This window comes from Candidatus Brocadia sp. (assembly GCA_021646415.1).
In the GTDB taxonomy this organism is placed as follows: domain Bacteria; phylum Planctomycetota; class Brocadiia; order Brocadiales; family Brocadiaceae; genus Brocadia.
Genome location: SOEU01000003.1, coordinates 120,159 through 141,662, shown reverse-complemented (window position 1 = coordinate 141,662; position 21,504 = coordinate 120,159). Strand labels below are relative to the sequence as shown.

Sequence of the window (21,504 nt, the reverse complement as noted above, 5' to 3'; positions counted from 1 at the left end):
TATCATTTACGTCCTCCAGTTTATAGTAATAGAATTTTCCCCGGCCTGGCTGATCTTCAAAGCGGCACGATCGTGTTTCCCGCGGATGTGTCTCTGTATCGACCAATTGTCCGTCTACCTACAACTTCTTCTCTCCCGCAAGCATGTTGTGAGTACCTGCAACATGATACAAGCTGCCAGTTGAGTTACCAAAATTATATGCAGACTATTCTCTTGGTCTTCTTCCCATCAACGTCTTGCTTTTACCATGATAAATCCTGATTTGTTTTATCATCTTCACAATGTCGCTTCCTTCGAATTTTGTACCGTCTTCTAATTCACCGCTAACGGTAAGTTCTTCATCAGAATCTGAATCTAAGTCTTGCCTTTTAAATGTCGCAATAAATCGATCCTTGCCAACCTTTCCATTAATGGCTTCCGCCCCTTCACATCCAATGGTATCTGTTACTATTTTATTAACAGCATAAGGTGAAGGAAGCTTAATAAATGCTTTAAAGCAGCCCTTGCTTTTAAGGTTGATTGTTCCAGGTTTTATATCTACCTCTGCAGGGATAATTTCAGGATTGGGAGTGGGTGTCACAACCGGACTTGGTGTTGGAGTCGGTGTTGGCGTTACTTGAGCGGAAAGATTACTGTCAAACTGCGAAATAAAGATATCACCATGATAGATCTCATTGTTAAAAGTATCGTAAGCATCTGCGGATATCGGAAAATCTGGTGAATAAGTCGTACCTACCACATATACATTTCCATTATAGTTTATGGCTATAGAATTACCAAATTCTTCTCCAGATCCACCTAAATATGTGGATGCAAGGAGGTTTTTTAAATCTCCGTTTAGCTTTGATACAAAAACATCATTAACACCTCCTCCGCCATAAGAAGTGTCATACGCATCAATAGTTGTTGGAAAGTTTGATGATTGAGTCCAACCAGTTACAAATATACCTCCAGCTGAGTCTATTGCTATAGAGTTGCCGGAAGAAGACCCTTCTGCACCTCCTAAGTATGTAGATGCAAGGAGACTTGTTAAATCTTCACTAAGCTTTGATATGAAAGCATCAGAATAGTTAAGGGAATCATCATAAGCGCCAGGAGTTGTTGGAAAATCTGAAGAAAAGGTTTCTCCGGTTACATAAATACTGCCATCGAAGCCTGTGGCTATGGAATTTCCAGAATCGCTGGAAAGGCCACCCAAATATGTCGAAGCAAGGAGGTCTTTTAAATCAGCACTAAGCTTGGATACAAAAGCATCGGTACTACCACTACCATTAAAAGAAGTATCATAAGCGCCAGGAGTGGTTTGGAAATTTGAACCAGCAATACCAGTTACATAAATATTTCCGCTTAGACTTATGGCCATAGCCCCGATAGTTCCTCCATTTAAAGTTGTGGATGCAAGGAGATTTGTTAGTGTTTCATCTAGCTTTAATATAGAAGAAACATTAGCAACATAAATATTACCATTAGAATCCGTAACCATAGAATTACCTGAACTATAGCTTGAAGACCCACCCAAATATGTCGAAGCAAGGAGGTCTGTTAAATCACCGCTGAGTTTTGATACAAAAGCGCTACCATTATTGTATGAGGTATCGTATGCACCCGGAGTTGTTGGGAAATCCGATGAATTTGTGTAACCAGCCACATAGATATTTCCATCTGAGTCTATGGTTATTGAATTACCAGTATCATCGCCAAGTCCACCTAAATATGTAGATGCAAGGAGGTCTGTTAAATCAGTATTTAGCCTCGATATAATAACGTCATAGTCATACCCGCCACCATTATATGAAGCATCATAAGCGCCGGTGGTTGTTGGAAAATCTGATGATGTAGTCCAGCCAGTTACATAAATGTGTCCACTTTTATCTATGGCAATAGAATTGCCTGTATCATAACCCGTAGATCCTCCCAAATATGTAGAGGATAAAATATTTGATAAATCACTATTAAATCTTGATACAAAAACATCTGTAGCACCATTATATGAACTATCATAAGCGCTAGGAGTCGTTGGAAAATCTAATGACTCAGTATAGCCAGCTACATAAATATTGCCATCAGGGCCTATGGCTATGGAATTGCCAGAATCATCGCCAAGGCCACCCAAATATGTAGATGCAGGGAGGTCTGTTAAATCAGCGCTGAACTTTGATACAAATGCATCATAATTTCCACCGTTATAATTTGTATCATATACTCCTGAAGACGTCGGAAAATCTGATGATCCAGTTGTGCCAGCTACATAAATATTGCCATCAGGGCCTATGGCTATGGAATTGCCAGAATCATCGCCAAGGCCACCCAAATATGTAGATGCAGGGAGGTCTGTTAAATCAGCACTGAACTTTGATACAAATGCATCATAATTTCCACCGTTATAATTTGTATCATATACTCCTGAAGACGTCGGAAAATCTGATGATCTAGTTGTGCCAGCTACATAAATATTGCCATCAGGGCCTATGGCTATGGAATTGCCAGAATCATCGCCAAGGCCACCCAAATATGTAGATGCAAGGAGGTCTGTTAAATCAGCACTGAACTTTGATACAAAAGCATCGGTACTACCACTACTATTAAAAGAAGTATCATAAGCACCGGTGGTTGTTGGGAAGTCTGATGACAAAGTCAGACCCGTCACATAGATATTTCCTCCTGCATCTATCGCTATAGAATTGCCTTCCTCATAACCAGATCCCAGATATGTGGAGGCAAGGAGGCTGGTTAAATCACCATTGAGCTTTGATAAAAAGGCATTAGAATAACCACCAAAAGAAGTATCATAAGCACCTGGAGTTGTTGGAAAATCTGACGATGAAGTCCAACCGGCTACATAGATATTGCCATCTGAGTTGATACCTATAGAAAAGGCTCCGTCACTGGCAGAACCTCCCAAATATGTAGACGCAAGGAGACTTGTTAAATTCCCATCGAGCTTTGATACAAAGGCATCACCTTCTTCATAGTATTCACCTTTATCATCATAATACCCACCACCATTATACGAAGAATCATAAGCTTCGTTTGTTGTTGGAAAATCTAAAGACCGGGTTTCCCCTACCACGAAAATATTCCCATTACCATCAATAGCTAAAGAACTAAGGCTGTCCCAATCAGATCCTCCTAAATACGTAGAAGCAAGGAGGGTTGCTAAATCTCCGCTGAACTTTGATACAAAGGCTTCTGAAGAAGAATAATTAATGAAATTATCATAAGCACCGATAGATGTAGGAAAATTTGATGACCATGTATTGCCGGCAATATAGATATAACCGTTTATGTCTGTTTTTAAAGTATTACCAAAATCATAACCAAATCCCCCAGAACCACCAAGACATGTAGATGTAAGGAGGGGATCTATTACAACCCCCCGTGTCCTGTCATAGTCTCCCAGTTTAAAACTATACTCATTCCCTATTACAACATACGTAGATTCAATGTATTGCCTGTGCCCGGGACCTCCTTCATCCTTTCCCGCAAGGGGAGCGGAAGAAATGCTTTCTTTTGTACTAGGAGAAGGAACTTTGGATTCCTGATAGACTATGGGTTTTGTGAATTTGACCGTTCCTAACGCCGTCTCTGCCTCAAGCTGCCCCTCCTCATTCACCCTTAATGCCTGTACCCCGCTCAGTTTCAGCCTTATCACCCCGGGGTCAGCACCGGGCTTCACATAAAAAAGTTTTTCGACATTATTTCCATACGCCTTTAGTTTTAATTCTATTCCCTTGTATACCTCTCCAAGGGTTACTATCTCATACGTTGGGATATTGGTCTTCCACTTCGAAGGATCATTTCCCCTGAAGTCGTTCACTGTTGAAATGTCTTTCTTTTCCCCTTTTATCGTATCAATGCTTCCGCCTATGATTTCCTCTTTCAATACTACTCCTTTTCCCCCTTTTTCGTGTTTAGCTTCAGCAGTGCCTTGTTTCCTTTTGTGCAGAGGGTCTGTCTGTTCTGAAGAATCAGGCCGGGGGGAGTAATGATGCACATCATCAGATTCCCCTGCATTTTTTCGATGAGGCAGGGCATAGACAATCTCCCCGTCTTTTGTGACAAATACCGTCCCCCCAAAGGTGCTGGCATAGAACATTACCCTTTCATTGGTTTGCCCTTCATTAGTTATAAAAGGCATCTGGAGTTTCTTCGTCCTTTGAATAACATCTGCCTTCTGCAGTTTACCTTTGTTTGCTTGTTCTGCCAGAAGAGTATTTGTCCATACCATAATCAAGAACAGGCATACCGGCACTACAAAAATCCTATTCCGCTCCATTTGACCCATCTCCTTTCCCTTCACGTTTTTCCTCAGAGGAAATTTGTTAAAACAAAAAAAGCCTTACTGCAAAGATTTTTACCAAAACATCTTCGGCAGTAAGGCTGTCTTATTTTTAGCCGCTTAAACCGTTTTTTAGCTAAGACCCTTTGCTTTGCGTCCCCTGATCACTCAGGGTTTGCCTTTATCGAGTGTCTTTTTCTGTTGTATTACTCGTCTCAGTTACTGAACATTATCCACAAAATTGATACATACTCAAACTAAAAAATACGAATGTATTGTAATAAGCATGTGTATATGCCATGAAAGTGCCTGCATAATATTTGTAATTGAAGATTATGATCAAAAAATATGCCATAAATCATTAAAAAATATTTTTTGCAGTGTATTTGTAGTAAGGATCATATAAAATCGATGTTATGATACGGTGATGGTGTGCGGCTGGTTTGTCAAAGGAAGTGAAAAAGTGTGACATGGCACATTTGTGTGACATCACAGAATTGTGACATGGCACACTTTTCCTTATCCAATGATTGCCGTAACAGCAAGAAAAAATATCCATATCGGTTCTGGCACGGAGTCAAAAATATTTTAAAATATCCTTGACAATTTTTAGATAGATTATATAATTTTTCCCATGTATTGAGAATGAGTCTCAGTTAATTTTTCTTGAGGTGATCTGATTATGCGTTACTTACATCTTCTTATCGTAGTACCTTTAGCGTTAACTTTTCTCATTGCCAATGCCTTCGGACAGTCTTCCGAAACTGAGGCATTAAAGAATAAAGTTGAAATGCTCGAACAAGAATTGAAAGAAATAAAGGATCTGCTCAAGCAGCAAATTGAAAAGGACTCCCAAAAAGAGAAGGAAATTGCATCCTTAAGGGAAGAAGTGCAGAAAAAGGAAGTAAAAATTGCCGTAGAAGAAGCACCAGCACAGCCTGCAATTATGAGAGAAACCGCAGTAGGGGAGGAACAGGAAGAGGTGCCTTATTTAGCCAGACCGGGGGCTGAATTAGCTGAAAAAAAGCTTGCACCGACTTTTGGGGGGGTCTATACAAAACCGTTTCTGAGGAGATTTGGGAGAAATACCTACCTCGGCGGTTACATGGACTTTGAATTCAGGGCCCCGGAAGATGAAGATGCCGCACATGGTTTTACCCAGAAACGATTTATCCCCTTTATCTACTCCGATATTTCAGACCGTGTAAAACTTGCCGCAGAAATAGAATTTGAGTTCGGCGGCGAGGGGGGGGGCAGAGATGGAGAGGTGATCCTTGAATTTGCAACCATGGATTTTTTGTTGACCGATTGGATCAATTGGAGGGGTGGATATCTTCTTACACCTTTGGGAAAATTTAATTTAGTGCACGATTCTCCTTTGCAAGATTTTACTGACCGTCCATTAGTAGACCAGTTAATTATCCCGACTACCCTTACAGACTTAGGAATGGGTTTCTTTGGTACCCTTTATCCATCAGAGCTAAGTAAGCTTGATTATGAAATTTATGTTATCAACGGTGTATTTAACGGCCTGGATGTCGATGGTACCTCCCGTATCGGCGAAGTGAATGGGCTGAGGGGTGCAAAGGGTTCCGGAGGGGCGTATTTCAATGATAACTATAATAAGAGTCCTGGTGTTGTGGGTCGCGTGGCCTTTAGCCCATTTATAGGTCTTGAGTTTGGTGGTTCTGCATATACCAGCCGGTATGACGAAAAGAATGACAATCAACTGACTATCTCGGCGCTGGATTTTATTTATCAAAGAGGCCCTTTCGAGTTTGTAGGGGAAGGTGCTTATGCCTTTATAGAAACGGATAGCTTTGCAGAGGATGCCGGTATTACCGACGATATGTGGGGATACTATCTGGAAGCCAGGTATCACTTTATGCCCTCTATATTGAAAACGTGGAGCCCGGGTATTTTTACCGATAATTCGACTTTTACCGGCGTTTTACGGTGGGGTCAGGTACAAACAGCCGGCAGGGATGATAATTTTCAAAGGGTTCATTGGTTAAGAAACCGGCTCACGCCAGGTCTGAACTATCGCTACACCGAAGACACGGTCTTCAAGTTGGACTATCAAATAAATATGGAAGAAAAAGACATGCCTGATACAGCCAATAACGCCTTTTTGTTTTCTGTCGCAACATATTTTTAGTTTAATTATATAGGATTTTTTGGGATACGGATAAACACGGATTATCGGGATTTTGAAATAAATATAACTTGTTTTATCTGGATGGATCTGTGTCCTGACAATGTAAAGGAGTACGGAAAATGAAGAAAAAGATACTTGTACTTGGCGGCGGGCCTTGTGGTTTATCAGCCGCCTGGGAATTGTCCAGGTATGGACATGATGTCACCGTCATTGAAAAAGAATCCAGGGTTGGCGGATTATGTATCACGAATGAATACAAGGATTATCGTTTTGACCTTGGGGGACACCGTTTTATCTCAAAAAACCAGGAACTTGTTGAAAATGTTTGTAAAATGATGGGCGAGGAGCTCTTAACTTCTAATCGGAAGAGCGTTATTTTGTTAAAAGGGAAGACCTTTGATTATCCCCTGTCTGCCAGGGATATCTTTCTGAAGATGGACCTCTGGACAAATCTGAAGGCATTTACCTCGTATCTAATTGCTGCCGTCTCCAGAGTTGTTTTCCGGAAAAAAGATATTTCTTTTGAGGATTGGATTGTCAACCGCTTCGGCCGAACACTTTATGATTTATTCTTTGGTCCTTATACTGAAAAACTATGGGGCATATCCCCTAAACTCATTTCAAATGATTGGGCGTCCCAGAGGATTTCGTTGCTGAACCTTAAAGACGTCCTTTTCCGGCTCCTTAAATTGAAGAAAGGTACCCCCCGAACCTATGCCAAGGGTTATTTTTACCCAAAGAAAGGTATAGGGCAGATGTTTGATATCATGAGCGAAGAAATCTCAAGAATGGGCGGAAAAATCATCCTGAATGCAACGGTTTCCGGTATACAGGTAAACAATAGTAACGTTGAAAGGGTGTGTTACATGCAGCGGGGCGTTACAAAAAGTATTGATTGTGATGCAGTTATTTCCACGATCCCTCTGCCAGATCTCATAAAGGCATTCCCGGAGTATCTTACAAAGGATGTTATCTGTCATACCTTACCTCTAACGTTTCGTTCTGTGAGATTTTTAAATATCCTGGTCGACCTTCCTGATATAAGTGATAATACGTGGATGTATGTCTCAGAAGGGAAATATATCATGACACGTATCCAGGAGCCAAAGAGACGGAGCCCCTTTAGCGCACCGGAAGGAAAGACGTCCGTTATGCTGGAAATTCCCTGCAACGAGAACGACGAAATCTGGAATTGTCCCGGGGAAAGCTTACTGAAGCGTTGTCTTGCAGATTTAAAGGAACTGGGGATTGATATTCAGGACAAAGTCATTGACTATTTTACAACAAGCGTAACCCATGGCTATCCTGTCTATAGCCTTGATTATGCAATGCACAGGCAGAAACTCTTTGATTTTCTGGATCAGTACGAAAACTTGATTACGTGCGGCAGGCAGGGTACCTTCCGGTACATCTTTATGGACACGGCCATGGAGATGGGGATAACAGCAGCCCAGAATCTCATGCTGGATAATGTAAGCAAGAAGACGGACGTGCAATTGATGCGTTCAGAAAAGGAATTGATTGAGGTAACTTCTGTAACTGCCTAAAAAGGCGAGAGTGCACACGGAAACGTGAATATCCGGGTCGAATTATTCCATTAATTTGTTACAGTTCTGCCAATATTCGAAAATGAGCGTGAAAAACAACCCCCTTGCCCCCTTTTTTAAGGGGGATTCAAAAAGTCTCTCTTTTCGTTCGGCTGAGCGCTCACGATGAAGTTTAAGGGAATTGAGAAAGTCCCCCCTTAAAAAAGGGGGATCAGGGGGTTGTTGTGTATCATTACACATACCACGTGAACAGTTACCATAATTTTATGCAGACAACTATTAATTATAAATTGAATATACCGTATCAGACAAAAATGATCTCCTGGCAAGGTTACATAATTCCCACAGTGGCAGTGGGTATCTGTCTGATCACCCGATTATTGTATTTTGGCAAGTACATCGACGAATGGGACAGTGTAAATTTCGCTTTTGGTTTATCAAAGGGTTATGACATCCTGCATGATCAACCACACTTTCCTGGCTATCCGGTTTACATGTTCGTAAGCTGGATTTGGTACAAGATTCTTGGATCGGATATACAATCATTGATCTTTTCTGGTATCTTGTTTAGCAGTCTTGCCGTATTTCCGCTGTATGAACTCGCAAGACGTACGTTTTCCCGGGAAGTGGCTATTCTTACTGCGGTCTTTTACATTGTTAATCCACAGGTTTGGTTGCAGGCAGAAAAACCACTATCGGATGCCTTTGGTTTATTTTTTGTTATTACGGCTATCCTGTTTTTTTACATGGCATTGGAGCGCACCCATGAAAATACTCAATCTCAGGCTTCACTGAAATACCTTGCATGGGGTGGCGTACTATTAGGGTTGGGGCTGGGTGTCAGGGTTACCTATCTCGCTTTACTACCCATAATGGCATATACGGGATATCAACTGATACAAATGGTTTGCGGCAGAAAGGTAATAGTATGGGGATTGTCTGGTCTGCTACTTGGCGTAGCTGCATGGTTGGGTTATCTCATTATCCATTTTACCCCATATAGGTTTTACAAGAAATTCCTAGGCCACGCCGATTATCATTTTTACCGGGAAGGAAACTCCATCATCACCACCGACGATTATGGCGAACGCTTTTTCGACATTTTTTACAATCTCAGCGCTCACAGTTTGGGCACCTGGTGGACAGACACGTCCCTTCTCAGGGTTGTTCCAACGATTATTCTTGTGGTTTCCATGGTGTATTTTTTTATTCAGGAAAAATGGAATCTCAGGAATAAGTTCTTCATGGCGTTTTTTATCCCTTACTTTTTATGGATTGCCCTCGTGCAAGACGCCATTCGACAGATCATGGTGCTTATACCTTTTTTGATTATTGTGGTGACTGCGGGTTTATGGCATATATTCACTATCCACTTAAAAAACAGGAAATATGGCATCATGTTATTTTTTGCAATAGTGCTTGCCTTTGTTGTTTCTCAAACGATTGATTCATTAAAGATCGTTTCAATGAACAGGAATGAAGAACCACCTTCCGTCTCTACGATAAACTATATAACAAATAACTATGATAAGAATGATACGAAATTTTATTGTTTGAACGACTGGCGTTTGTTTCAATATTATGCCCCTGAGTGGTGTGACAAGAAGAACAGCCACGTGTATTTCGTGTCGCGGATGAGTGGGGTCATCAAGGATCTGGAGCGCTTGAAGAAGAAACCCGGGCATATCCTCATATCGTCCAAGCTCTTTGAGCGGGATAAGTATAAGGGCAGACTGAAAAAGCTGGTGGAATTCAAGAGGGATCGATATGGAGTGGCCGACTATAATTGGCTGGCTTTGTATCGTTTTGAGTGGAGGTGATTTTAAACTACCAAAGTGGGGCAGTTACCAGTAAGAAGACACAGGAAAGAGTAAGCAGTAGGCGGCAGGCAGTTGGCGATGAAATTTATCACTTTCTGCTTACTGGTGTACTACCTACTGTCAACTGCTTACTTGTCGATTGAAACGAGCCAGAAAATAGTTACTAAACGTCTGTAAATTATTACGGAAAGATTTTTTATGGAGGCCAAGATGTTAAAAAATATATTTTTGTCGTTATGTATTATAGTGACCATTGGTTCTTTATCTTTGTATACATGTGCAAATGCACAAACTACAGGAAATATATCCGGTACGGTAACCGATGAAGATGGTGTGCCGGTGAGCGGTGCCGAAGTAACATTGAAAAGGAAGAAATTTAAAGATAGCGGGATAACGGGAGCCGGTGGTGAATATGAATTTTCTGATTTAAATGCCGGTAGATATGTTTTGAAAGTAAAAAAGTCTGGCTATAAAAAAAAGAAGAAGCAGGTTAGACTCAAAGAGGGGCAAAATAAGGTTGTTGATATAAAATTAAAAACGCAAGGTTCGGGTGGTGGCAGTGGAAGTGGCTCGGGTAGTGGCAGTGGTTCTGGAAGTGGCAGTGGCTCAGGAAGTGGTAGTGGAGGCGGCTCTGGAAGTGGGAGTGGTTCTGGAAGCGGTAGTGGTGCATAAACGGGGAAAAGATAACCCGCAAACAGATATATGTACGTAATGTGGTGACAGTTGTTGGTACACGGTTTTCTTTTTTTACTCTCTGAAATTTTAGATCAATCATGCAGTGACAAGGCATGCCTTGTCACTGCATGATGTCCATTTTTGCCAGGAAAAGAGAAAGCATTATGATTATGAACAAAAATATTGCCGGATGTCTAATTTGTGAAAATATAAAACCTTTGACGATTATTGCATTTTTTTTATTTTAATAGACGAGACTGAGTCTCTGTTGAAAGAAAGAGGTTTGAAATCAATGTTTTCGTTAAACAAGTTGTTTATGCCATTAGGGATTATTGTTGGTTTTTTCAGTGGTACCTATTTGCCGGATATGAATATACCTGCTCTTCATGCGGCGTCAATCATCGGCATCGTTTCAGATGAAAATGGCGATCCCATAGAAGACGCACTTATTACGATCAAATCAAAAAAGAATACCAATGGAAAGAGATCGAAAAAAATAGTTTTAACAGATTCTGAAGGTAGCTATGAAATCGATAATGTAAAAAAAGGGAAACACAAACTCACCGTTAAATCCGGTGGTTATGAAACAGGAACTGAAATTTTGAAGATAAGCGAAAACAGTGAAGAGGCAGAAAGGGATGTTACCTTAAAATTTGCAAACTACACAAAGACCACCGACACCAAGACAATGGATGCCGCGGTTGCTTCCTACAACGAAATTGGTGTGCTGAGAAGACAGGTTCCAGTTGATGGAGATGCCATTGCGTCTGCTTATGAGGGGGAATTGCAGGATTTGACAAAAGAGGTGGATACAGAAAATACGTTAACCCTGGATAGTGATATTTTAGCCGCCATTGAAGACATCAAAAACAATAATGAGCCCGATTTGGCCGCACAGGTTATTGATAAGACACTGCAACGGGTGTTTTACTTAGCGATTCTTGAGCGTATTACCGCTGCCCGTGATAATTTTCATGATGCAAAAAAGTCGGATCTTAAATTCTTATGGGATGAGGCATACTCAGCTTACCAGCCTATTACAGGTACGGCCGACAGGGAAAATAAGGTGCTTACCGAGGACCGTACATCTATCGAAACGGGAAGTAATCCCAATCTGGAAGACCAGATATTGGTTGCCTTTATCCGTGGACAGAAGGCGCTGGACAGGAAAGACCATGACGAAGACGAAATTACTCTTGGTATACAGCGTCAGGTCATCAGACTCTCCCTCATCAGGGCATTCTATATAGCAGTCCTCAGGGAAGTCGAAGGTGTTCTCAACAACAGGGACAGCAACCCGGAAAAAGCCCTTGTGAACCAAAAAGAGGGGGAGGTTTATTACAGGATCATTGAGGAATTTGTCTCACGTGATAACCCCGAAGGTAACGAAATTATAAAATCCCAGCTTGCCGGTGATTTAGCTGATGTGAATGCCGATACTATGGTAAGCGAACTGAGTAAAGGCTTTATTGGTCGTGTCAGGGGAGAATTAGAGTCTAACGCCTCTGCCCTCAATGCAAATAATCGCGGTGATGCCATGATAACTGCCGAAGAGGCGCTCCTCTATACAGAGGTATTTTTGGAGGATTTGGAGTTGCTCCTTGGTATCGATGACAGCGGGGAGATAGAAGATGCCTTGCATGAATTGAGGGATGCCAGTGACGAGGTTAATAAAGCAAATGCAGATACCGCCAGTCAAACAATATCAACCAGTCTCGATAGTTATGAAAATGCGTTGCTTTAGAAGCCAAAACAACCACGGAAATTCTTATGAAATCTGTTCCTTACAAACAAATAAAGGAGGCAGGGAGACAGCATGACTAAAAACAAAATGAAGTATTTTCTTATCTCTCTCGGAATCATCGCATCTTTTTTTTCAACAACAATCCATCTCCGGTCAGGTAATGCAAACAATCAGCTTACGGTGGAAGAGAAAAATGAGGAAATGAAATTAGCTCAAAAAAAGAAGAAATCCATCAGTTTTACGGAGGATGTTTTACCATTATTTGTAAAGCCGAAAAAGAAGGGTAAGCTGGAATCCACTCCTTGCATCCAGTGTCATTTTTCAAGTCTTTCTATGGAAAATGACGGCATACCGGAAAATGCGTGGCACCAACTTGGCATGGGCTCGTACAGAGACATCATGGCTGGCGCCGATGGCGGGCTGGTGCAAATTGTTGATATCGAAAATCCCGATGAAAGCGAACTCCTTATTGTGCTGGAAGGTGAGGGCGATGAATCCCGTATGCCATACGGAGGCCCTTTCTTTTCAAAAAAGGAAATTGCCATCATTCGAAGGTGGATTGAAGAGGGGGCAAAGGACGATACCCCCGTTCCTGATTTTAACCGTGATGTGCTCCCTTTGCTAACAAAATCAGTCAATGGCAGCATTCCATGCAGTCATTGTCACTATAATAACAACGGCGCGACTTCCAGGGAGCGTTCCGAATCACAGGCATGTCTTGATCTGTCCAGCTGGGAAGGCATAATCTCCGGTGCAGAGGGAATCATACACGAGGCAATTATCGATCTGGAAACACCTGCTAACAGCCTGATCTTAAAACGTCTGCGTGGTCAGAAAACTGGGGAAGCGCCAGAAGACGACCATCGCATGCCCTTTGGCGGGCCGTATTTCACGGAGTACGAGATTCAGAAGATCGAACGGTGGATAGCAAATGGTGCGAAAGGTCCCGATGGAGAAGACCCCGACGAGGCAGATATCAGTGGAGCAGGTGAATGTCTGGGTGGAAGTGGAAGCGGCTCTGGCAGCGGTAGTGGCAGTGGTGCTGAGTAATAGGAATATTTGGTAATGAAATTCACAGAGAAAGAGGCGAAAGGAGACAAACTATGTCTGCGATGATAATCAGCAGTCTTGATAGATTTATTGGTATGGCACGAAAACTGGAAACTTATGGGGTGACAAACATCCATCTCTGCTATGCAAAAAGTACCGATGATTTGGACATATCAGTAATAGCGCTTGTGCCGTTTGTTGACTTTGTGATACTGGGCAAGGATGCCCATTATTTGCCGTATCTCAACCAAATAGTAAAGGAAGCACAGCTACGGCATATCCCTGTTTTGCCGGAAGAACGTATCGCCTCAGTAAAAAATTGCTAATGAAAAACTGATCGATAGTAGCACCAGTCAATAGAATTTAATAGTGTATCTCATTTTTAAAGGAGATCATTTTATGATTAGGGGAAAAGTAGGTGTTTTATTTGTAGGATTAAATGGGGCTACGGCCAATACCACGGTGGCCGGGTCACTTGCCCTGAAGAAGGGCTTGATACACAATTGTGATGGTATGCTAACCGAAACCGGGATATTTTCACATTTAGATCTTGTGCAATTCGACCAGTTGGTATTTGGTGGATGGGACGTTACTAGTCATGATGCTTACCAGGCTGCTCGTTTCAGTAAGGTATTAGAGCCGTGGCTTATTGAAGATTTACGTTCAGATTTGGAATTAATAAGTCCCTGCCCTCTTGCAACTTGCTGAGGAAATGAAAGTGCCGTTAGCAGGAAGGGATGGAAATACCGGCCAAACCCTTATCAAGACTGTTTTGGGTCAGATGTTTAAGATCAGGAACCTGAATCTCAATGGATGGTACAGCACCAATATCCTCGGAAACAACGACGGATTAGTGCTTTCCATGCCGGAACACAGACAAACAAAGATGGAGGATAAATTAGGGGTATTGGAGCCAGTCCTGGGCTATAACCATTTTACCCATATCGTGGATATCCATTACTATCCTCCCAGAGGCGACAATAAAGAGGCATGGGAAAGTATAGATTTTTCGGGTTGGCTGGGGATGCCCATGAGCGCAAAGATAAACTGGCTGGGAAGGGATTCTATTCTGGCCGCCCCCTTAATTATTGATTTGGTGCGGCTAATGGAATTTGCCCTCAGACGCGGTGAATGCGGCATACAATCACAACTTGCCATATACTTCAAACATCCGCTGGGTACATCAGCAAGGGGATTCTCTGACCAATATATGTTATTAAAAAATTATTACGCATGCATTGAAGAGCCTATCCCGGAACATAGTAATAGTCGACTAAGGGAAAAATCCGTTGCCTTAGAGATTTGAAGTTAGTCTTAGTAAACGATAATAAATAAACGAATTCCCTTGGTCCCTTTACCGCCCCCAAAACTCCTTCTCATAAAGTTGACTGGGGGGATTCGTTTAGGTTTTAAACAACTCTTATTGCTCTCAGCAAACCATTAAGAAAAGCCTGGTAAATAAGCCTCCTGGTTAAAAGAAAAAAATGCCTCTTTGAAACAGTTTAGTTTTTTGAAAGATGAGTTGTGCTTTTTAAGTCCCTATAGGGACGTGAGGCAATAGACAGGCAATTTATTGCCTGTATTTTTATCAAATAGAAATACAGTCCCGTAGGGACGATTGAGACGATTTCGTATCCATAATCTTCATTCGCCCCTACAGGGCTTATTTTTATCTTTCTCTTAACACAGGCAATAAATTGCCTGCCTATGAGCAATTTGCCCCTCCGGGGCGAAATCAGCACAAGGCTTTGCCTTGATAGTTTTTCAAAAAACTAAAGTGTTACCTTTTCCATAGCAAATAAGGCGTTCAATGAAATGGAGCGTATTGAAAGGCTTTTCAGGAAAGAATTGCAGGTGTTGAACAGGAAGGCTGGAAAAACTGTTTTTTCCTGTGACAAAGAGGTATTTTGAGGTAATGAAACGATGTTATCAATATGGAGTACTTACGGGAGGTGCTTTTGACGTAACGGTATCTCCGTTATTAGAGCAATGGGGAATTTACCGGGGTAAATTAAAGGAGGTAAAGGAGGATAAGCTGAGGACCCTTCTCCATGCGGTCTCTTATAAAAATATAAAGATAAATGACAATGATAGTTTAATTTCTTTTGCTCATAAACAAACAAAAGTAGACCTGGGGCTGGTAGTAAAAGGGTATGCAATAGATAAGGCCCTGGAGCTTGTTAAGCAATCAGGGATAACGAGTGTTTGTATAAACTATGGCAGTGTCACACGCATGCGAGAACCTCCTTCTGAAAAAAATTCCTGGAAGGTTGGCATTCCTCACCCGGGAAAAGGAGATACTGTAATAGGTTCTTTTCATCTGGTTAATCAAGGGGTTGCATTTGTTGCTGATTATTCGAGGTATCCCACCATACAGGATAAGTCTTATATCCATCTGATTAATCCAGGGGAAGGAAGACCTGTCGGGAAGGAAATTCTTGCCACTACGGCGATTGCTGCTACAGCAGAAGAGGCGGGGGTCCTGGCAACAGTCCTGTTTATTAAATGGTCGGAAGGTGTGCAGGGACTCTCTATGGTTTTCCCAAACTCGGGGTGGCTGCTTCTTTTAGAATTTCGCGTATCCTCAGGAATTGGCGAAAGATTCGTAAAAGGAGAAGAAAAGATTTTTAAGTATGGTAAGGGTTCAGGTTGTCCCTTTAGTCCGTGAGGACAAAAATTTGAGTTTTTTCATGCAGTGAGAAGAAAGGAGGGTATTATGCCCCGCATTTTTCATTTGAGAAGTGTATTACTATTTTTAGGTTTGTTTGTAGTCATGTTTTTACCCAGTGCTTCTCATGCGGTGGATGTTAAAGACGTTACCTCTACAGATTTAAAGGAGATCATCCGGGCGAAAAAAGATAAGGTAGTAGCGGTAACATTCTGGGCAACGTGGTGCGAGGCCTGTAAAGAACATCTGCCTGAACTCAGCACCCTCTATGAAAAATATAAAGAGAAGGGGGTAGAAATAATAGGGGTATCTCTGGATGATAAAGTGAAAGAAGTTAAAGACTTTGTTGAAAAAAAAGGGATTACCTTTCCTATGTTCCGGGCTAAGGATAAAGAAGAGATGAGTTATGTTTACAATGTCAGGAAAATCCCTATTATATACTATTATAAAAATGGGGAACTGGAACATGTAGAGGAAGGCTATACCGATCCTGAGCATATCGAAGAGGATCTGCGTAGTTGTTTGGAAAGTACCAAGCCTCCCCTCAAAGAGTCAACTTTAAAATCAAAATAGAGTGTAATTAGCGCTGCAATAGCTGCCGCTGCCAGAGAGGATGACCTTATTTTTAATGGTATGTCAGAAATGGGGATGTCAGGCCTTTTGAATGCTAGTGGAAGGAATATCCTGAAGATCAGCGACTGGGCGGTGATAGGGAATGGTTTTCAGGATGTAGTAGTCACCGTAGAAAAATTAAGGAGTTTAGGTTTTTTCCCTCCTTATGCGCTGGTGGTAAGTCCGAAATTCTATGCCCTTCTCCATAAGGTATATGAACGTACAGGAAAATTAGAAATAGACGGGGTAAAAGAGTTGGTAAAGGGAGGCGTGTTCCAGAGTCCTGTGTTCAAAAAGGATGTTGCCCTTATTGTAGCAATGGGCAGGCAAAACCTGGATTTGGCAGTGGACACTAATTTCAAGGTAGAGTACTGGGGGCCCAGGGATCTGAACCACCGGTTCAGGGTGGTAGGAAGCTCGGCGCTCAGGATCAAATGCCCTCAGGCTATATGCACACTGGAGTAAGTCATGTTCATTTAAGAAAAACTTTGACACTTTAAATTCATTCAAAGGACATTCATTTCATATTAATTTTTAGTGCTATCCATTGGCATTTCTATTGCTTTTTAAGCGATTTGTAAAGAGTTATTCTTCACGCGGATACAAATAAGCGATGAATTGATTATCAAAAATTGTCGCAATTAGTGGCAAATCATTCAGTTACACACCTTAAATAATATAAAGTTTGCGATTTAATAAAATTAAAACTGATCTGGAAGTATAACAACTTGTCTAATATCCTGGATAAAAATTCTAAAAAGGAGGAAAGATTATGGGGGCGGCAAATACATTTAAAATATGTCATGGTTTGGCAGGGGTTATTGTATTGCTCGCGATGTTTTGTCTTCCACAAGTGGATTCGTCTGTTTTTGCAGCGTGTGCGAAGGAAGACGATTGCCTTTCATGCCACACTTCAGAGGAATTGAGAAAGGAACATAAGAATTGTGAATATTTGAAGCAAGGCTGTCTTGTGTGCCATACAACGCCAGTGGCTCCGCCTGATTATAGAAAGGGGGGAGAAGCACCTGGTGCGTGTCCACAAGGAGATATGCGCTCAGGGATGAAGGGGCAAGGGTTTGCGGGAATTACTTCGGAAGTGCATCTTGGGCATGAAGATTGGGAGAAGATGCGACGTGCGGTCCATGAGACAATTGAGAATCATCTTGTGGGGAGGAAGTTTATCGGGGTTTACGGCCCCCTTGGGACGGGAGCCCAATGTGTTCCTTTGGATACCTACGGTATTCCTTCCTGGGCCAATGTTGATATGCTCGGTGAGGGTGATGAGGCCATACATTCACTAAAGAGAGATATTGCCCATATACCTCTTATTTACAAAGACTTTTGGCTCTTCTGGAGGGATATAGAGGCCAGCAAAAAATGCGAGACGCCGCTTGATATAAGTGCTGCAGTGGGTGCGGCTGTGGCAGTTGCCGCCAGGGAGGATGATCTTATATTCAATGGTATGCAAGAGATGGGTATGACAGGGTTGTTGAATGCTAATGGGAGAAACACCCAGAAGCTCAGCGACTGGGCGGTGATAGGGAATGGTTTTCAGGATGTCGTATCGGCTGTGGAGAAACTGAGAAGTGCTGGTTTTGTCCCTCCTTATGCCCTTGTGGTAAGTCCAAGGCTTTATGCCCTCCTCCATAAGGTTTATGAACGTACAGGAAAATTGGAAATAGACGGGGTAAAGGAGTTGGTAAAGGGAGGCGTGTTCCAGAGTCCGGTGTTCAAAAAGGACGTTGCACTGGTAGTGGCAATGGGCAGGCAAAATCTGGATCTGGCTGTAGGAACAGATTTTAAGGTAGAGTACTGGGGTCCCCAGGATTTGAATCACCGATTCAGGGTTGTAGGGAGTTCGGTGCTTAGAATTAAATGTCCTCAAGCCATCTGCACGGTGGAGTAGGTCATGTTTGTTAAGCTAGGGACTTACTTAATAGTAGTGCTTGCACTCCTTTCCCTCTGGTTTCGATATGGATACGCTGATATTTCCTGCCTTATCGGAAAGGATGGAATTGTCGATCTGGAGATGGAGGCCAGGCCTGTAGCGATAGAACCCAGACCCGGGATATTCTTTGATGCCTGGGGGTATTGTCTGAAGGGAGAAAAACCTACCGTACCGGGTCCCACCATAAAGGTGAGAGAGGGGACAAAGATCAGAATCCATCTCACCAATAAGCTAACCGTTCCTGCCTCTGTGCATCCCCATGGGGTAAAATATACCGTAGCCAATGATGGCGCCCATATTGCAGGAAATCCCACGAGTATCGTGGAGCCGGGGAATTCCAGGATTTTTGAGTGGGACACCACAGGTACACCGGGTACCTGGTTTTATCACACCCACGCGTTTGAGAAGGGTGGCGAAGAAGGATTGTACAGGGGATTGTGGGGTGCACTCATTGTAGAACCGAAAGGGGGTGACCCTAACCCGCCAGACAAAGAGTTTGTTGTCTTCATGCATACATTTCATGTCAATGGGCAGGAATATGAAACCTTTAATGACAAATCAGGTGATATGGAGTTTATGAAAGGGGACAGTTCCGCCTTCCCTGGTTTGGTCTGGAAGGCAAAGATGGGAGAGAAGGTGCGGTTTCATCTCATAAATTCTGCAGAGGAGGAGCATACCTTTCACACCCACGGCCACCGCTGGGTAGATAGGGCCAGCGGGCAGCTTATTGATAACATCGGTCTGGTACCATTTACTTCTTATGTCCTGGATTTTATTGCCGGTGAAGATGTCGGACCAGGCAATTGGGCGTTTCACTGTCACTTCCATGAGCACATGATGAATGGTATGTTTGGGATTTTCGTGGTGGAAAAGGGAGAACCAAAAATAACAATGAAAGGAATGTCTCCCCCTTCAGGGGGGGCTAAGAATATCCCCCGGACGCAATCACTTCCTGAGTTCCCCATCCCGCCCGTTGAGACGGGGAGTGGAATCGCATCTCAAGCGCCTTCTTCTGAAGTCCCCCCTCCTACCCTTGAAACATTACTGGAGTCTTTGACGTACCCGGATCCCTTGCTGAAAAGCCTGTATGAAGAGTTTGTCGGACTAAGCCAGGGTGACGGTCCCTGGGGCGAATTTTATAAACCGATCCCTTTGTACACCTATTTTAATCCAGCCAGACATTATCTTCCGCCTGATAGCCAGGATTATAAAAGGCTCCGGGAAAAGTACAGGCCTGACCAGTGTGTTGAATGCCACGAGGAGTCCTCGCCTGGCATTGTGAATGAGTGGAAGGCGTCCAATCATGCCAATCCCAAAAAGAACCCGGAGGTCGCCGCGGAGACTCAGGAAATCGAGGAACTGATTGGTAAGGAGCTGAATAACTGGAAGCCGGGGACAAAGGATGGTGTTTACTGCTCCTATTGTCATGGTGATGATCATGACAATCTCTTTATGCCAACGGTAGATAATTCATGTGGCGCATGTCATCCGAAACAGGCACAGGAGTTTGCAAAAGGGAGGGAGTATGGTAAACCGAGCCATCCCCACAGCTGGGAGGGTAGTGTATCCGTCCCGTGGTATGTTGAACTGTATAGACGTGGTGAAGAGTACTCTCTGGTGGGGTGTGACCAGTGCCACCAGAATATGTCATCATGCGACGACTGCCACAGCCGGCATCGCTTTTCGGCCGCTGAGGCACGCCATCCAGAGGCATGTTCAGGCTGTCACATGGGGCCAGACCACCCTGACTGGGAGAGTTACGAACACTCCAAATGGGGCGTGATATATCATACGACCGGAGAACTGTGGGATTGGGAAAAGAGCCTCTCTGATGTGATTCCCGGGAAAGATTACCTTGCCCCGACCTGCCAGTACTGCCATATGTATGTGGGTGATGGACGGTGGGAGATGAATGTAGAAACCAAAGGCATATGGCGTATGGGTGTCATTCCTCCCAAAGAAGTAGAGTTTAAATCCGGGCTGAAGGATTTTCCGTACGGCATAAAAATACCACCCATGGACAAGAAACTTGAAATTTATTCTGTGGAAAGTAAGGAGAAACGCCGCCAGTGGGTAGAAATGTGTGCAAGGTGTCATAGCGCCAGATTTTCTGATATGTGGCTTGATTCCCTGGATCAATATATGTTTGAATCATGGCGTCGCATCGATGAAGCACAGCTCATTTTGGAAGACCTCTTTGCCAAAGGCCAGGTTAAACCATCCCCTGAAGATAGACCACCGTTCCCCTTAAGTGATTTAATTATCAAGGTGCTTGGGCCTGAGACATTGGGACCGGAAGTTTATAGCCTTTTCAAAAAGACCAGTGGACATTTGCCGGTTATTGGTCCCGTCCTTGGTGCCTATGCCATATTTACCCAGAACGACGGGAATCCAAGTGGTATAGAACGGGAGTATGTGGAGATGTGGTTCTGGAACCACCTGCAGGGATACAAGGGCACCGCCCATGCCCAGCAGGACATCAGCTGGTGGTGGGGCACTGCCCAGAGCATGGGTAAAATGACTCGCATGCAGGATGAGGCAGTGAAATTACGGCGTTTAAAGAGCCTTGAGGAGGCAGTAAAAAAATAAACCACTGCATCACCTGGCACAGCATAGCCACAGTCAAATCTCACTTAAAAATAGTAACAACCCCATGAATCCATAGTATCTTATAAAAAAATTTTTACCTTTTTAGCAAAAATAATGAATAAACTAACCCTGACAGGGTTAACTCACAAATTTCGTGCTTCGGATTTTGTCTTTTCGACTCGTTCGGGATAGGGGTTAAGTTAAGCGATTTGGGGTGCATGGACAAACCTTGCTTTCAGTGCCTGCTTGTGACTCTCAAGGGAATGAAAACTGCTGGGATGTGCAAGCCATTGTCCCCCGCTGGCGGGGGATTGAGGGGGTGGAATGGCATGAGTGAAAATTCCGGATCGGGCAAAGATTTTCGTTTGACATCATTTATCGTGAGGTTTATTATTGGAAAACAAGAGCGGAGGC

16 protein-coding genes and 1 riboswitch are annotated in these 21,504 nt (G+C 43.0%); of the genes, 14 read left to right on the top strand and 2 right to left on the bottom strand.

What is annotated here, in order from left to right:
* Nucleotides 1-205 precede the first annotated feature (205 nt).
* Nucleotides 206-4,285, bottom strand: coding sequence for a hypothetical protein (locus E3K36_04440; protein MCF6154499.1), 4,080 nt, complete (start codon nt 4,283-4,285; stop codon nt 206-208).
* 82 nt (nt 4,286-4,367) lie between these two features.
* A riboswitch (cyclic di-GMP riboswitch) is annotated at nt 4,368-4,469 on the bottom strand.
* Nucleotides 4,470-4,961: 492 nt separating this feature from the next.
* On the opposite strand from E3K36_04440, the gene E3K36_04435 reads away from it, so the two are divergent.
* The 9 genes from E3K36_04435 to E3K36_04395 all read left to right on the top strand — a co-directional run bounded on the left by E3K36_04435 (nt 4,962) and on the right by E3K36_04395 (nt 14,579).
* The gene (locus tag E3K36_04435; protein MCF6154498.1) at nt 4,962-6,437 is read left to right on the top strand and encodes a hypothetical protein; all 1,476 of its coding nucleotides are present in this window, start codon (nt 4,962-4,964) and stop codon (nt 6,435-6,437) included.
* Between the two features lie 119 nt (nt 6,438-6,556).
* Entirely contained in the window at nt 6,557-7,984 is a 1,428-nt protein-coding gene (locus E3K36_04430; GenBank protein MCF6154497.1) for an FAD-dependent oxidoreductase, read from the top strand.
* Between the two features lie 266 nt (nt 7,985-8,250).
* Nucleotides 8,251-9,804 carry a DUF2723 domain-containing protein gene (locus E3K36_04425; GenBank protein ID MCF6154496.1) on the top strand — a complete coding sequence of 518 codons (1,554 nt, stop codon included), beginning with the start codon at nt 8,251-8,253 and terminating at the stop codon, nt 9,802-9,804.
* A 210-nt stretch (nt 9,805-10,014) separates the two neighbouring features.
* Nucleotides 10,015-10,476 carry a carboxypeptidase regulatory-like domain-containing protein gene (locus tag E3K36_04420; protein ID MCF6154495.1) on the top strand — a complete coding sequence of 154 codons (462 nt, stop codon included), beginning with the start codon at nt 10,015-10,017 and terminating at the stop codon, nt 10,474-10,476.
* Between the two features lie 295 nt (nt 10,477-10,771).
* Entirely contained in the window at nt 10,772-12,223 is a 1,452-nt protein-coding gene (locus tag E3K36_04415) for a carboxypeptidase regulatory-like domain-containing protein (protein MCF6154494.1), read from the top strand.
* A 72-nt stretch (nt 12,224-12,295) separates the two neighbouring features.
* On the top strand, nt 12,296-13,273 hold the full coding sequence (locus tag E3K36_04410; protein MCF6154493.1) for a hypothetical protein: 978 nt from the start codon (nt 12,296-12,298) through the stop codon (nt 13,271-13,273).
* A 53-nt stretch (nt 13,274-13,326) separates the two neighbouring features.
* Nucleotides 13,327-13,599, top strand: coding sequence for a hypothetical protein (locus E3K36_04405; GenBank protein MCF6154492.1), 273 nt, complete (start codon nt 13,327-13,329; stop codon nt 13,597-13,599).
* Nucleotides 13,600-13,672: 73 nt separating this feature from the next.
* The gene (locus E3K36_04400) at nt 13,673-13,981 is read left to right on the top strand and encodes a hypothetical protein (GenBank protein MCF6154491.1); all 309 of its coding nucleotides are present in this window, start codon (nt 13,673-13,675) and stop codon (nt 13,979-13,981) included.
* Between the two features lie 4 nt (nt 13,982-13,985).
* Nucleotides 13,986-14,579, top strand: a complete 594-nt coding sequence (locus E3K36_04395) for a hypothetical protein (protein MCF6154490.1) — start codon at nt 13,986-13,988, stop codon at nt 14,577-14,579.
* Nucleotides 14,580-14,775: 196 nt separating this feature from the next.
* Here E3K36_04395 and E3K36_04390 read toward each other — a convergent pair whose 3' ends face one another.
* A complete protein-coding gene (locus E3K36_04390; protein MCF6154489.1) occupies nt 14,776-14,988 on the bottom strand; it encodes a hypothetical protein in 213 nt (70 codons plus the stop codon).
* A gap of 200 nt (nt 14,989-15,188) precedes the next feature.
* Here E3K36_04390 and E3K36_04385 point away from each other — a divergent pair, with 200 nt between their 5' ends.
* The 5 genes from E3K36_04385 to E3K36_04365 all read left to right on the top strand — a co-directional run bounded on the left by E3K36_04385 (nt 15,189) and on the right by E3K36_04365 (nt 21,090).
* Nucleotides 15,189-15,941, top strand: coding sequence for a hypothetical protein (locus tag E3K36_04385; protein ID MCF6154488.1), 753 nt, complete (start codon nt 15,189-15,191; stop codon nt 15,939-15,941).
* Between the two features lie 48 nt (nt 15,942-15,989).
* A complete protein-coding gene (locus tag E3K36_04380) occupies nt 15,990-16,514 on the top strand; it encodes a redoxin domain-containing protein (protein ID MCF6154487.1) in 525 nt (174 codons plus the stop codon).
* 6 nt (nt 16,515-16,520) lie between these two features.
* A complete protein-coding gene (locus E3K36_04375) occupies nt 16,521-17,018 on the top strand; it encodes a hypothetical protein (protein ID MCF6154486.1) in 498 nt (165 codons plus the stop codon).
* A gap of 307 nt (nt 17,019-17,325) precedes the next feature.
* Nucleotides 17,326-18,459: a bacteriocin gene (locus E3K36_04370; GenBank protein MCF6154485.1), complete on the top strand. Its 1,134-nt coding sequence runs from the start codon at nt 17,326-17,328 to the stop codon at nt 18,457-18,459.
* Between the two features lie 3 nt (nt 18,460-18,462).
* The gene (locus tag E3K36_04365) at nt 18,463-21,090 is read left to right on the top strand and encodes a hypothetical protein (protein ID MCF6154484.1); all 2,628 of its coding nucleotides are present in this window, start codon (nt 18,463-18,465) and stop codon (nt 21,088-21,090) included.
* Nucleotides 21,091-21,504: the final 414 nt, after the last annotated feature.